The 14,404-nt window shown below is 38.8% G+C and carries 16 protein-coding genes; 13 read left to right on the forward strand and 3 right to left on the reverse strand.

Features of this window, described 5'->3' with window-relative positions; translation table 11 throughout:
- The 3 genes from P1K33_RS02090 to P1K33_RS02100 all read right to left on the reverse strand — a co-directional run.
- A partial coding sequence (locus tag P1K33_RS02090; RefSeq protein ID WP_284651199.1) for a hypothetical protein occupies positions 1-2,125 on the reverse strand: 2,125 nt, incomplete at its 3' end.
- Positions 2,126-2,496: 371 nt separating this feature from the next.
- Positions 2,497-3,615: a GTP cyclohydrolase gene (locus P1K33_RS02095; protein WP_284651200.1), complete on the reverse strand. Its 1,119-nt coding sequence runs from the start codon at positions 3,613-3,615 to the stop codon at positions 2,497-2,499.
- Positions 3,616-3,639: 24 nt separating this feature from the next.
- Positions 3,640-4,614, reverse strand: coding sequence for a transporter (locus P1K33_RS02100; RefSeq protein ID WP_284651201.1), 975 nt, complete (start codon positions 4,612-4,614; stop codon positions 3,640-3,642).
- A gap of 122 nt (positions 4,615-4,736) precedes the next feature.
- Here P1K33_RS02100 and P1K33_RS02105 point away from each other — a divergent pair, with 122 nt between their 5' ends.
- The 13 genes from P1K33_RS02105 (at position 4,737) to P1K33_RS02165 (ending at position 14,402) form a co-directional block, all read left to right on the forward strand.
- Positions 4,737-4,988: a DUF4834 domain-containing protein gene (locus tag P1K33_RS02105; protein WP_284651203.1), complete on the forward strand. Its 252-nt coding sequence runs from the start codon at positions 4,737-4,739 to the stop codon at positions 4,986-4,988.
- A 27-nt stretch (positions 4,989-5,015) separates the two neighbouring features.
- Complete coding sequence (locus P1K33_RS02110) at positions 5,016-7,523, forward strand: YfhO family protein (protein ID WP_284651204.1); 2,508 nt, start codon at positions 5,016-5,018, stop codon at positions 7,521-7,523.
- 27 nt (positions 7,524-7,550) lie between these two features.
- Positions 7,551-8,855, forward strand: coding sequence for a glycosyltransferase family 4 protein (locus tag P1K33_RS02115; RefSeq protein ID WP_284651206.1), 1,305 nt, complete (start codon positions 7,551-7,553; stop codon positions 8,853-8,855).
- A gap of 13 nt (positions 8,856-8,868) precedes the next feature.
- Positions 8,869-10,335, forward strand: coding sequence for a lipopolysaccharide biosynthesis protein (locus P1K33_RS02120; protein WP_284651207.1), 1,467 nt, complete (start codon positions 8,869-8,871; stop codon positions 10,333-10,335).
- Between the two features lie 74 nt (positions 10,336-10,409).
- Entirely contained in the window at positions 10,410-10,802 is a 393-nt protein-coding gene (locus P1K33_RS02125) for a DM13 domain-containing protein (protein ID WP_284651208.1), read from the forward strand.
- A gap of 33 nt (positions 10,803-10,835) precedes the next feature.
- Positions 10,836-11,246, forward strand: coding sequence for a hypothetical protein (locus tag P1K33_RS02130; protein WP_284651209.1), 411 nt, complete (start codon positions 10,836-10,838; stop codon positions 11,244-11,246).
- Positions 11,239-11,388 (forward strand): hypothetical protein, encoded by a 150-nt coding sequence (locus tag P1K33_RS02135; protein WP_284651210.1) that lies wholly within the window; start codon positions 11,239-11,241, stop codon positions 11,386-11,388. Before P1K33_RS02130 ends, P1K33_RS02135 begins: the two co-directional genes overlap by 8 nt.
- 4 nt (positions 11,389-11,392) lie before the next feature.
- Complete coding sequence (locus P1K33_RS02140) at positions 11,393-11,845, forward strand: YciI family protein (RefSeq protein WP_284651211.1); 453 nt, start codon at positions 11,393-11,395, stop codon at positions 11,843-11,845.
- A gap of 3 nt (positions 11,846-11,848) precedes the next feature.
- The gene (gene gloA2 / locus P1K33_RS02145) at positions 11,849-12,232 is read left to right on the forward strand and encodes an SMU1112c/YaeR family gloxylase I-like metalloprotein (RefSeq protein ID WP_284651212.1); all 384 of its coding nucleotides are present in this window, start codon (positions 11,849-11,851) and stop codon (positions 12,230-12,232) included.
- Between the two features lie 66 nt (positions 12,233-12,298).
- Positions 12,299-12,661 carry an iron chaperone gene (locus P1K33_RS02150; protein ID WP_284651213.1) on the forward strand — a complete coding sequence of 121 codons (363 nt, stop codon included), beginning with the start codon at positions 12,299-12,301 and terminating at the stop codon, positions 12,659-12,661.
- Entirely contained in the window at positions 12,658-13,506 is an 849-nt protein-coding gene (locus tag P1K33_RS02155; RefSeq protein ID WP_284651214.1) for an SRPBCC domain-containing protein, read from the forward strand. Before P1K33_RS02150 ends, P1K33_RS02155 begins: the two co-directional genes overlap by 4 nt.
- A gap of 6 nt (positions 13,507-13,512) precedes the next feature.
- The gene (locus P1K33_RS02160; RefSeq protein WP_284651215.1) at positions 13,513-13,938 is read left to right on the forward strand and encodes a VOC family protein; all 426 of its coding nucleotides are present in this window, start codon (positions 13,513-13,515) and stop codon (positions 13,936-13,938) included.
- Positions 13,939-13,961: 23 nt separating this feature from the next.
- Positions 13,962-14,402: a VOC family protein gene (locus P1K33_RS02165; RefSeq protein ID WP_284651216.1), complete on the forward strand. Its 441-nt coding sequence runs from the start codon at positions 13,962-13,964 to the stop codon at positions 14,400-14,402.
- The last annotated feature ends 2 nt before the right edge of the window (positions 14,403-14,404 follow it).

Below are 14,404 nucleotides of genomic sequence, written 5' to 3' on the forward strand. Positions count from 1 at the left end.
CGCCACATGCATTAGGAGCACTTACCTCTCCATAGCTGCCTTGTGGGTTACATCCGCCTGATACAGTAAATCCGCCTAACCATGTTGCAAACGCTGCATTAACTGCTGCCTGGTCTGCATAAGCACAAGCACTTGTAGTACTGTTAGCTGGTTGGGTTACCTGTACAGCCGGTGCTGCTGTAATTGTGAAAGTAGCAGAACATGAAGCCTGTTTTCCACAATCATCTGAAGCACTGAAATTAACTGTTACACTTCCTCCTGCACATAAATTAGGAGGAGAAAGATTTTGTAACCCTGAAGTAACTAAAGTACCATTTCCGCCTGTTGCTGTAAATCCGGCAACCCAATTATTGAACGCAGTAACAAGTGCCGCTTGATCAGCGTAGGCACAAGCACTGGTTGTACTGTTTTGAGGACAGTTAATAACAATTGGAATAACAGGAATAACAGTAACTGTTACAGGCTTAATATCTGTACAGTTGGCTGAAGTTGTTACTTTGATATAATAGGTTCCTGAAGCCGATACAGCATTAGGATTATTTAAAGGAATAGTAGCTCCCGCATTTGTCCAATAAGACAATGTTCCTCCTTGAAGATTACTTCCGGCTGTTACAGCAGGAGCAGTTAAATCAACCGTTAAAGGAGCACAAACAGGTGCAGGATTATGAGTTACCAATGTTGGACTTGGATTAACTGTTAAAGTTCCTGAACCAGAACCTGAACAATTAGTACCGCCAGTCGTGGTTATTGTCACTGTATAAGTTCCACCAACAGTAGCACTAAAGCTTGCTACGTTACCTGGATTAACAGCTCCAACAGGAACCTGCCATACATAAGTATAAGTTCCGGCCGGGTTTGGAGTAGCTGTAATAGTTACCGCAGGATCATTAGAACACTTAACCGGTGAATTAACCGTGACTGTTGGAACAGGATTAACCGTTAAGGTTCCCGTTGCGACATCTGATTCACAGAAATTCGGACCAGCTCCTTTTACCACTACCGTCACACTACCACTGGTAGTCGCAGGATCTATGGTAAAAGTATTAGACGCTTGGAATGGAAGTCCATTAAATGAATAGGTTAAAGGTGCAATTCCACCATTAGGTGTTGCTGTAAATGTAGCCGGTTGACCGGCACAAACTGTAACATTGTTAATCGTAACTGTCGGACGAACATTAAAGTTACCTCCGGCAAAGTCATCAAGTGATGCTGTTACTGATTGAGAAGATCTGGCTTCTAATAAGAAACTTGAAAAACAAGTGTTGGCAATATTTAAACCTGATAAATCAACGCGTCCTTCATAGAACTCATTGGTATCATAAATTGGATTAAGAAATGACCATCCGGTTGGGATAGGATATTGAGAAGCATTGTTCTCTGCAACAATCCCCACAATATTGGTTGTTTCTAAATTTCCATTGGTATTGGGTACAACCGATGAACCCGGTGAAAGTGGTCCTGAACCTTTCCAGCGAAACACTTGAACAGTGGCTGTATTACCACCACCGGTGAAATCAGCCAAAACAAGTATATCACCCGGTGCATGTGCAGGGAAAAAATCTCCTCCTGCATTTGGTGACGTGAAAAGCGTTCTTGGCGCCGTTCCGTTTAGGAAGAACCAGAAACCAATTTGGGCATCCCCATTGTTGGAAGTTCTATCCCCCGCAAAATACAAAATACCATTGTCTAAAACGGCAGCTGCGTTGGCAATATCATTCTTTGCTTTGGTTTGTCCGATGACCCAGCCCAAATATCCGGTTCCGGTTCCGTCTGCCAGGAAAAAATCCTTGGAACTCGTAAACTGGTTATCGACCTGACCGGTACCGTAAGCATCTAGCACATAACTTTTTACCGGAAAGGTATTGAAGTTAGCACTATTCCAGTCAATCGGGTTACCATCAACTGTAATCTGAGCAGTCGAAATGTTAGAAAATAAAAAAAGTATGAGTAGCATTAAGATACTAATCACACCTTTACTTTTAGCATTACCCTGTGTTTTAGAGTAATTACCATCCAATGTTGTTGTTTTGGAAAAATCTAACTTAAACCCGTCTTCCCCACGACTAACGACACAGTCGCTACTACAGGGGAATTCTAAAAACTTTAATAAAGTAGTGTTTTTCATAATGTTAAGTATTTTTTTAAGAATACCACATCACGAATAGGTAGGGTTTAGTATTTTTGGGGACAAGCTGAAGCGGGTAAAAAATTCCAATTCATAATAAATAGAATCGAAATAATAATAGAGTAGATTTCAAACGGGATGATAAAATTAGACAGAAATCCAAATACAATGTTAAAAAAGCCGTAAGTTTTCTACGAACATTTGATTTTTATCGACTAACTACACAAATGCTTATTTTTTTAACATTGAATTAAGCTTAATTTTAGAAAAAATCAACACCAACGCCATTTTCAATGTAAAATTAGCATCAATAAGAGGTTAGGTTTGCTAAAATTAGCGCCGAAAAGGTAGGATTTGAAAAAAGATTAGGATTACAATGGCTTACTGTAAGTTCTTCGTCTTCTAAAAGTTACGGGGTCAAAATGCTTCCACATATTATGGCTGGCATGGTTTTCCTCTAATTCAGGGGTACGAATGCAATTCTTTATTCCTTTCTTTATGAAAACCTTATAATACTCGTTAAAAACAATCGCAGTTGCTCCTTTATTTTGGTATTCCGGAGCAATCCCAATTAGATAAAACAATACTTCCTTGCTTTCTTTCTTCGCTTTAAGCAAGTGATAGAACCCAAAAGGAAAAAGCTTCCCTTTGGCTTTTTGCAACGCACGTGAAAAACTTGGCATGACAATGCTGAATGCAATCATGTTGTCATCCTTATCCATGATAAACTTGATATACTCAGGATTGATGAAACTGATGTACTTTTTCTTAAAATACTCTTTTTGAATATCCGTTATGGCAACAAATGAAGATAATTTCGAGTACGTTGAATTGAACAAATCAAACATCGTGTCCACATAAGGCATAATGTCTTTGTTATTGGTAAAATTCATCGCTTTCAACCCGTATCGCTTGATGACCAAATCATTTGCCTTTATAAAGAAATCTGTTTTTACATTTTCAAAATTAAACTGATTTTCCTGATATTCTTTTTCTTTGACATACCCTAATTTTTCCAGATGAGTTGAATAATAAGGGAAATTATACCAAGTAATCATCGAGCCTATTTCGTCAAAACCTTCGGTCAAAACACCAACTTTATCCAGATTGGAAAAACCCATCGGTCCTTCAACATATTCCAAATTATTGGCTTTGCCAAATTCATGGACTTTCTCCAATAAAGCTTTGGTGACTTCTATATCATCAATGACATCCCACCAACCAAAACGAACTTTTTTCTTCTGCTGGTTGTTGACTTCTTCCCAATTGATGATAGCCGCAATTCGGCCTACAATTTTATTATCACGGTAAGCCAAATAGAAATGGGCATCTGCGGAAGCAAAGACAGGATTGATGTTTTTGTCAAAGGATTCCAATTCATCCTTAATCAAAGGCGGAACCCAATAAGGATGATTTTTATATAAGGCAAAAGGAAAATTAACGTATTCTCTAATTAGTTTTTTAGTGTTGGCTTCAACTATGGTAATCATTATATGGTTGTGTATTTTCTAATTTTACTTCGTATTTTCTAATTCGACTTCGTCTTTGCGTTTTTTGCCTTTGTCCTTTTTGGATTTTTTGTCTTTTTTCTTTTTATCCGGCTTATCGCTTTTGATTCGCTTGTAATTGGTTTCATAATTACTGTCGAAACGCCACGAAACACCAAAACTTCCATAAAGTATCGCCGGTGTGTCTTTAATGTTTTTGGCAAAAGAGGCATCCAATTGGATATTTTCCCTTACCAAATAAGCCGCACCCAAACGGAAAACAGTATCTGCATAAAAATCACTTTTGTAACCCTGTACTTCCAAAAATCCTGACCAACGCATGTTAAACCCGCGCGTCATTGTAGAAATCCATCCCAAAGAAGGATAATCGGTCATGTATTTATCAGCGATAAAATTGTTAACCCAAACCCATTTGCTTCCAAAATGATTTTGTGTAATCACCATTATTTTTGGGCTGATAGCCGGATCGGTATCAAAGGTGAAAGGATTGGTTCCTATATTCAAATTAAAACCGGCGTAAACCGCAACTGCCGGAATAAATTGTTTCCAGCTAAATCGGTGATTGGCTTTCCAACTGTATACATTTGGCTTGGCATCTTTCAATTGGATGAACGGATCATACACCAAATATTTGGCTCCTAAAGTAACCTGTTTAAAACCGCCGCGTGTATCTTCTATCAATGGTGCAGAGTACCAATCATACTGATACTGCGTGTTTAAAATAAATTCGAATTGATCAAAAAAAGCACCGTATCTCGCATCCAACTCCATTCCGAAACCATTGGCTTCGTAACGCGCTAAATCGTGTTTTTCCCGAATGCCATACATACCGCCTTCCGCTTGAATAACAGATTTTCCAACCGAAAACGCCGACATGGATTCTCCAGGTCGGTTGGAGTTGATGATATCGGTATATTGTGCATATTGTGAAGTTGAAATGAGTAAAAACCCAATTACTAACAGTGATTTTATTTTTAGCATAATGTATCGGTTTGTAGAAAATATACTCTTCCAAAAGTAATACATTTTATCATTTATTTAAGATGTCAAAGCGAATTTTACATTAGGGAATTTAGTATTTTTGACAAAAATTATTTTACAGCATGGAAACTGCATCTTTCAACGGATTATTAAAAACAATATTCTACATCATTGCTTTTTACTATATCTTTAAGTTTTTAGCAAGATTGTTTTTGCCTGTTGTTGCCAAAAAAGTGGTCGAAAAAGCAACCCAACAATTCCAGGAACAACAGCAGCAATACCAACAACAACAAAAAGCGCAATCAACTTCAACTGAAAAGCCAAAAGAGAAAAAAATCGTTGGCGAGTATATTGATTTCGAAGAAATTAAGTAATTTCACTTGAAAACCTAATCCAAAAACATGAAACAACTTCAAAAGTTTTATCCCCATTTTTTAGCCATATTTGGTTTCATTTTAATTTCACTAATCTACTTTTATCCGGTGCTGCAAGGCAAAAAAATATACCAACACGATATCGTGAAATATACCGGTATGGCCAAAGAACAAAACGATTTTAGAGCCGAATATGATGCCGAACCTTATTGGACAAATAGTGCTTTCGGGGGAATGCCAACTTATCAGTCGGGCGCAAAATACCCGCATGATTATATCGGGAAACTGGATGAACTTTTGCGTTTTCTGCCAAGACCGGCCGATTATCTGTTTCTTTACTTTTTAGGTTTTTATGGCTTATTATTAGTCCTGCGAATTGATCCGTTAAAAGCATTCTTCGGAGCACTCGCTTTTGGATTATCTACTTATCTCATTGTGATTATAGGCGTTGGACACAATGCCAAAGCACACGCTGTGGCTTATATGCCGCTGGTCATTGCCGGATTCATATTGGTTTTCAGGAAGCGTTATTTACACGGAGGAATATTGACGATGCTCGCTGTAGCGCTGGAAATTACGGCCAATCACTTCCAAATGACTTACTACCTTTTACTGCTTTTGATCGTCATGAGTTTTTACTTTTTGTACCGATTGTACCAAGAAAAAGACCTTAAGGCTTTGCCTAAAATAGCAGGAACATTTCTGATTGCCGTAATCTTAGCCATTGGTGCCAATGCCACCAGTTTAATGGCGACCAAAGAATATGCCGATTTCAGTACGCGCGGCAAAAGCGAACTGACCACCAACTCTGATGGTTCCAAAAAAGAAAGCGACATTTCGATGGATCGTGAGTATATCACCCAATACAGTTATGGCGTTGCCGAGAGTTTAAACTTGTTTGTCCCGCGTCTTTTTGGCGGTGGCAGCAACCAAAAACTTGGCGAGGATTCACATGTTTACAATTTTATGCTCGAGTATGGTGCCCAACCGGAAGAAGCCAAACAAATCACCGAAGATTATGCGGTTACCTATTGGGGCGATCAGCCACAAGTGGCATCACCGGCTTATATTGGCGCGATTGTGTTCTTCCTTTTTGTGTTGGCGATGTACCACGACAAACGCAAAATAAAATATGCTTTCTTAGCCGGAGCGATATTTTCGCTTTTGCTTTCCTGGGGAAAAAACTTCTCACTCCTTACCGATTTCTTTATCGATTATGTACCGGTTTATGACAAGTTCAGAGCGGTTTCCTCGATTCAGGTTTTATTGGAATTGTGCATTCCGGTTTTGGCGATTATGGGATTGCAATCCTTCTTCACCACCGACAAAGAAAAACAATGGACGAGCTTATGGAAAACCGCCGCAACAACTTTGGGAATCATTGTTGTGCTGTTCTTGGCCAAAGGCATGTTCAGTTTCGTAGGTGATATTGACAACCAATTGGCTTCCGCCTTACAAGGCCATCCTGACAAATCATTTGGAACTGCCTTTTTGGAAGCACTGAGAGAAGACCGAAAAGATTTATACTCTGCCGACTTATTGCGTTCCGGGTTTTTAATGCTGGTGACTTTTGGTGCCCTGTATCTGTATACCAAAAACAAATTGGCACAAAACACCGCTATCATTATCATCGGTATTTTCATGGTGGGTGATTTATTCTTTGTGGATAAAAACTATGTGAGCAATGATGGAAAACAATTCAGAAGTGCCCGGGAAGTGGACATTCCTTTCGAACCAACCGCTGCTGATTCCTTGATATTAGCAGACAAGACCAACTTCAGGGTTTATGAATTGGCTGGTGGTTTGTCTGATTCAAGAGCCTCATATTTCCACAAATCAATTGGAGGTTACAGTGCGGTAAAACCAAGACGTTTTGAAGAAGTGTATGATCATCTGATTGAAAAAAGCATGAACAGCCTGGGCGAAAATGTCGATTCGAAAACATTGTCATTAACCAAAAGCATCCCGATTTTGGATGCCTTTAACATCAAATATTTAATTATTGGCACCGAACAGGGCGATATTCCAATTACCAATCCGTTCCACAATGGCAATGCCTGGTTTGTAAAGGAATTGCGAAAAGTAAATTCTGCCGATGAAGAATTAAATACTTTGGGTAAAATCCAAACTAGAGATGTTGCTGTTTTTCAGCCTGAACCTTTTATAAAGATTATGGCCGTAAGTAAATTTGAAACCGATAGCACTGCTTCTATCGCTTTAAACGATTATAAAGCAAATTACCTAAAATATACTTCAAACAACAGTAATGACGGTTTTGCCGTTTTCTCTGAAATCTATTATAAAGACGGTTGGAAAGCCACGATTGACGGCGAAGAAGCACCAATTTACAAAGTAGATTATACTTTAAGAGGACTGTTTATTCCAAAAGGCAAGCACACCATCGAATTCAAGTTTGAACCACAAGTCGTAAAAACCGGAAGCAGCATTGCTTTGTTTAGTTCGATTGTCATGTTACTGGTGATTGCCGGCGGTGTTTATTGGGATAGAAAAAAGAGTAAAGAGAATAGAGCATAGAAAAAAGAAAAAATTATTCGTGAATTCGTGGCTAACCAAACAGAACCTAAAAAACTTTTAATCATCACTTATTATTGGCCGCCAGCCGGTGGACCTGGTGTACAGCGTTGGTTAAAGTTTGTCAAGTACCTGCCTGAGTTCAATGTGCTGCCGATAGTCTACATTCCGGAAAACCCAACCTATCCAATTATTGATAATGGTCTGGCAAGCGAAGTTTCGGAGAAAGCGATTATCCTCAAAAACAAAATCTTTGAACCTTATGGTTTGGCTTCCTTTTTTGGCAAAAGCAAAACCAAGAAAATCAGTTCAGGTATTATTCCCAACCAAAAAAAGCAATCCTTTTTGGAGAAAACCTTGCTTTGGGTTCGCGGCAATATCTTTATTCCCGATGCGCGTTTTCTTTGGGTTAAACCTTCGGTGAAATATTTATCGAAATACATACAGGAAAACAACATCGATACGATTGTCACTTCTGGTCCGCCGCATAGTCTGCATTTGATTGGCTTACAATTGAAAAAAGATTTGGGCGTCAAATGGTTTGCCGATTTTCGCGATCCGTGGACGACCATTGGCTATCACAAAGCCTTGAAGTTATCTTCCTCAGCCGAAAAAAAACACAAAGCTTTAGAGCGCGAAGTTTTAAATACAGCCGATACCGTTATCGTTACCAGTAAAACCACCAAAACCGAATTTGAAGCGATTACTTCTCGTCCGATTGAAGTAATTACGAATGGCTATGACGTAGAAAAAATAAGCAAACAACCTTTAGACGAAAAATTCACTTTGGCACATATCGGTTCTTTTTTATCGGAACGCAATCCGAGAATCCTTTGGAAAGCTCTGAAGGAATTGACCAAAGAAAATGCAGATTTCAAAAAGGATTTCCAGCTCAAATTAATCGGCGCCGTAAGTCAGGAAGTATTGGATACGATTACCGAATTCAAACTCAATGATTATGTGTTGAATCTGGGTTATGTTTCACACCAGGAAGCGGTGGAACACCAAAGAAAATCGCAGGTTTTGTTATTGATTGAAATCAATTCGGAAGACACCAAAAGCATCATTCCCGGAAAATTATTTGAATACATGGTTTCCGAAAGACCAATAGTTGCCATCGGACCGGAAGGTTCAGATTTTGCCGAAATCATTACCTCAACCAATACCGGTGTTTTCTTTACTTATGACGAAAAAGAAAAACTAAAAGCACTACTTTTGAAATATTATCAGGAATACCAAAACCAAAACCTGAAAGTTCACGCCGTAGGTTTGCAACAGTATTCCAGAAAAAGTTTAACGGAAAAACTTTCCAAACTTATAACTCAAAATTCATAACTCATAACTATTTATGGGCATCGTACAAAACCAATCCATTAAAAACACCATTATCACTTTCCTTGGATTCGGAATTGGTGCGGTAAACGCCTTGTTTTTTTATACCAATTTCCTGGAAAAGGAGCATTATGGAATCGTAACAACGATTCTTTCGGGTGCCAATATCATGATGCCGTTGATGGCGTTTGGGGCTCAAAATACCTTAATCCGTTTTTTTTCTTCCTATAAAGACCAAAAGGAACGCGATGAATTCCTTACCTTCATTCTCTTTCTGCCATTGGCTTTAATCATTCCGATTGGTTTGATTTTCTATACTTTCTATGACCAAATTTCACACAGCTGGATTGAGGAAAACCCAACGCTCGAGCCTTTCTTTTGGCTGATTCCGCTAATCGGATTGTTCATGGCTTATTTCGAAGTATTTTATGCCTGGGCCAAAGTTCATATGAAATCCGTCACCGGAAATTTCATCAGTGAAGTTTTAGTACGTTCCATAGTAATGGTTTTATTAATTGGTGTTCATTTCAATTGGCTGGCCAAAGATACTTTTGTGTATTGTGTGGCACTCGCCTATTTTGCCCAAATGACTGCGATGAAACTTTACGCCATTTCAATCAAAATGCCGGTGTTGCGTTTTGTGATTCCGCAAAATGTCAAAGAAATTGTCCGGTATTCTGCTTTCATCATTGTGTCGGGCGGCGTTGCCGTAATGCTGGTTGATTTTGACAAAGTCATGATTCCGCAATATAAAGACATTACCCAAAACGCCTTGTACAGCGTGGCTATTTTTATCGCCACGGTAATTGCGGTGCCAAGCCGGGCGATGACGCAAATCATTGCCCCGATTACGGCCAAACTGATGGTCGAAAACAAACACGACGAACTCAACGATTTGTATAAAAAAAGCGCCATCAACCTGCAGGTTATCGGTGGTTTTATCATGATACTGATTTTTGTGAACATCAAAGAAATGTATCTACTCATTCCAAAAGACTACAGTGGCGGTATCTGGGTCGTATATATGATTGGACTATCCAAATTCTATGATGTCTTGCTGGGCAACAACAATTCGATTATCGTCAATACCAAATACTATCGAACGGTATTGCTGTTCGGTGTTTTTACTGTGGCGCTGATGATTACTCTGAATGCCATTTTTATTCCGCTCTACGACATTGAAGGTTCAGCATTTGCGACTTTGCTCACTGTTGCCATTTACAATACCATCAAACTCTTATTCGTAGTCAAAAAAATGGATTTGTATCCGTTTACGATAAAAACACTTTATTCTTTGGCGATTTTAGCGGTTTGCTTCCTGTTGTTTTATTTCTGGGATTTTCCGTTTCATGCAATTATCAATATCGGACTCAAATCGATTTTGGTTTCCCTGCTTTATTTGATACTGATTTATAAAGCCAATCTTTCCGAAGACATCAATAGCGTGATTGAAAAAACGCTTAAAAAAGCAAAAATTAAATAATCTTCCCGAAAATGTAAACTGGCTGACAATTGGTATCGTAAGTTATACAGAACTTTGATAAAAATTAAGATGCTATGAAAACAATCCTTTTACTTTTTACAACAGTTTTGCTTTTTGCTTCCTGCGAATCAGATCGCGATAGAAACAACAACGAACCCGTTTTAAAATACGACGGAACTTTTGTGCCTACTACAGGCATTAATGTTGAAGGCGATGTGAAAATTTATCGTCAAAACAACACACATTCATTACAATTGGAAGGTTTCTCCATATCTCATGGTCCCGATTTAAAAGTCTATCTGTCAAAAATGGATACACCATCCGACTTTATTAACTTGGGAGATCTCAATCCGAATGTTACTTATCAAGTACCGCCACAGGTGAACCTTGCCGATTATCCTTATGTTTTAATTCATTGCCAGCAATACAACCACTTGTATGCGATTGCGGCTTTACAAACCCATTAAAAGACATCAATTTTATTGGATTTGGATAACAAAATGATTACTTTTAATATTCAAATCAACATCATGCCGCTGTTTAAAAAAATCATCTTAAGCTTATTCCTTTCATCCTTCATCGGTTATTTAGAATGGGGAAAAGAAAGCGAATTTATCGGAGCCATAGAATATGATTTACTGCTCAAAATAAAACAATCACCTGAAGCTTTTTTTCATCCTTTTATTCTTTTACCTCTGATTGGCCAGTTACTGTTACTGGTTTCCTTATTTGTTCCAAAGCCAAAATTCTGGGTGATTGTAACTGCTGCAACGGGTATAGCGTTGTTATTTATCATGTTGCTTTTTATCGGTTTACTGACCTGGAATCCAAAAATCACCCTATTGACTTTGCCTTTTTTAGGATTATATGGTTACCTTATTTTCAGGAGAAAAAGATTTATCTTTGAGTAACAAACAAAGCACATGGATTATTACTGGTATTGTATTGCGCTCGCCATTGGTTATTATTATGCCCGAAAAAATGCTATTGATGCCAAACAAAAAATCTACAAACACTTCGCTGACAAAGAAAAACAGAACCATCAATCCTTAAACTCATGAAAAATATCTCTTTACTCTTATTACTTTTTTCAACCTTTGGCTTTGCCCAACAAGCCAATCCCGAATATGATGAAGCTTTGGCCAAATCTCTCAATGGAACGGACAACGGCATGAAAGCTTATGTGTTTTGCATTCTCAAAACCGGAAGCAATACCACCGCAACTGAAGTGGAAAAAGCCAAACTATTTGAAGGCCACATGACCAATATCAAAAAATTGGCAGATGAAGGCAAACTCGTTGTCGCCGGACCATTTATGAAGAATGACCGAAACTACCGTGGAATTTTTATCTTTAATGTAAGTACGGTTGAGGAAGCCCAAGCCTTGGTAGAATCGGACCCTGCGGTCAAAGCTAAAATCTTTGAAGTCGAACTGACACCTTGGTACAGCAGCGCAGCCTTGCAGGAAACCAATAAAATCCACAAAAAAATTGTGAAGAAAAAATTGTAATCCATGCTCAATAAAATCCATCACATTGCCATCATCTGTTCGGATTATCAAGTGTCTAAAAAATTCTATGTCGAGATACTCGGGTTGCAAATCATGCAGGAAGTTTATCGGGAAGAAAGGCAATCCTTTAAATTGGATTTGGCCTTAAACGGCAAATATGCAATCGAATTATTTTCGTTTCCCAATCCGCCTAAAAGGGTTTCAAGACCCGAAGCCAGTGGTTTACGCCATTTGGCTTTTGAAGTTGATAATGTTGAAGCGATGATTGCCTACCTAAATCAATACCAAATTATTTCCGAGCCCATTCGCGTTGATGAATACACCGGGAAAAAATTTACCTTTATCAGCGATCCGGATGATTTGCCGATTGAATTTTACGAAAGATAACATCTTAATAACACCACGCAAAAAAGACTTTTTGTAACTTTACTTTCCTTTTTAAAAAAATAAGCTATGAAAACCGGTTTTGAAACTGTTGACGATTACATTGCCCTTCAGCCTTCAGCCGTTAAACCCTTACTGGAATCCATACGCAAAACCATCAAAGAAACGGCACCTCAAGCCGAAGAATGCATCAGCTATCAAATGCCGGCTTACAAACACAAAGGCGCTTTGGTTTATTTTGCCGCTTACAAAAACCATATCGGATTTTACCCAACGAGTACCGGAATCAAAGCGTTTCCCAAAGAAATCGCAGCTTATAAAAACTCCAAAGGCGCGGTACAGTTTCCGTTAGACCAGCCCATTCCGCATGATTTGATCCGCAAAATGGTTTTATTCAAAATCAACGAAAATTTAAACAAGATAAAAAAATGAAAAAACTAACATTCAGTATTGACATCAATGCACCAAAGGAAAAAGTCTGGTACTCGCTTTGGGACGATGAAAACTATGAAGAATGGACCAGTGCTTTCTGCGAAGGTTCTTTTACCATATCCGATTGGAATGAAGGAAGCAAAATCTACTTTTTGGATCCAAACGGCAACGGAATGAATTCAAAAATCACCATAAAAAAACCGTTCGAAACCATGCTCTTTAGTCATTATGGTGAACTTAAAAATTACGAGGAATTACCGCTAACCGAAGAAACCAAAGCATGGTCGGGTGCAGAAGAACGCTATGACCTGACTGAAAAAAATGGCATAACAACCGTGAGCGCTACAGTAGATGTCGTGGAAAAATATTTCGAATATTTTAATGATGTCTTTCCAAAAGCCTTAGAAAAATTAAAAACCATAGCCGAAAGCAATGACGCCAGACCTATTTCGGTAAGAACAACGCTTGATGCTTCACTGGAAGACGTTTGGGCCAAATTCACCCAACCGGAACATATTGTCAATTGGAATTTTGCTTCCGATGATTGGCATTGTCCCAAAGCGGAGAACAATCTGGAAGTGGGTAAAACATTTACCTCAACCATGGCATCCAAAGACGGGAAAATGAGCTTTGATTTTGTTGGCACCTATCAGGAAGTTGTTCCGATGAAAAGATTGGTTTACACCATCGCCGATGGCAGAAAAGTAACTGTTAGATTTGATATCATGGACAATAATGTAATCCTTACCGAGAATTTCACCCCCGAAAGTCAAAACACTTTAGAACTACAACGCGGCGGATGGCAGACGATATTGGATAATTTTAAAAAGTATACCGAAAAATAAATCATTATGACAAAAGAAATATGGCTCAATCTTCCGGTAAAGGATGTTTTGAAATCGAGAGCATTTTATGAGCAAATCGGGTTTACCTTTAACCCAAATGATGACCCAAACAACAGTGCCATGCAATGTATGTTTGTTGGCCAAAAGAATTTTGTCGTCATGCTTTTTCCTGAGGAAACCTTAAAGCAATTTTCCCGTATCGAACTCAATGATACGGCTACTACTTCTCAGTTTTTGATTTCCATAGATGCCGAAAGCCGGGAAGAAGTGGATGAACTGACCGCCAAAGCGAAAGCTGCCGGCGGGATCATTTTTGGAGAACCAAGCGAAATCCAAGGCTGGATGTATGGCAGTGGTTTTACCGACTTAGACGGGCATCGTTGGAATACTTTGTTTATGGACCACAGCAAAATGCCTAAAAATAATCAATAACCAAATATTAAAACAAACAAAAAATGGCAACAGTAAATCCCTATTTAATTTTCAATGGAAACTGCGAAGAAGCATTCCTATTTTACCAATCCGTTTTTAGAGGTGAATTCCCTTATATCGGAAAGTTCAAAGACATGCCGCCAAGTGATGACCCAAATTGTCCTCCACCATCAGCGGAAGAAGCCGACAGAATTATGCACGTAAGTTTACCTATCGGCAACACTGTCCTAATGGGAAGTGACAGTACTTCTCAAAGCGGTGATGTCGTTTTTGGTGGTAATTTTTCCGTTTCCATCAATACCGACAGCCGTGCCGAAGCCGACAGGATCTTCAACGGATTATCTTCCGGAGGTAATGCTTTTATGCCAATGACCAATACGTTCTGGGGTGCCTATTTCGGAATGTTTGTTGACAAGTTCGGCATCAGTTGGATGGTGAATTTTGATGAGAATCCACAGAAGTAAAT

The organism is Flavobacterium terrisoli (assembly GCF_030167905.1).
Lineage (GTDB): Bacteria > Bacteroidota > Bacteroidia > Flavobacteriales > Flavobacteriaceae > Flavobacterium > Flavobacterium terrisoli.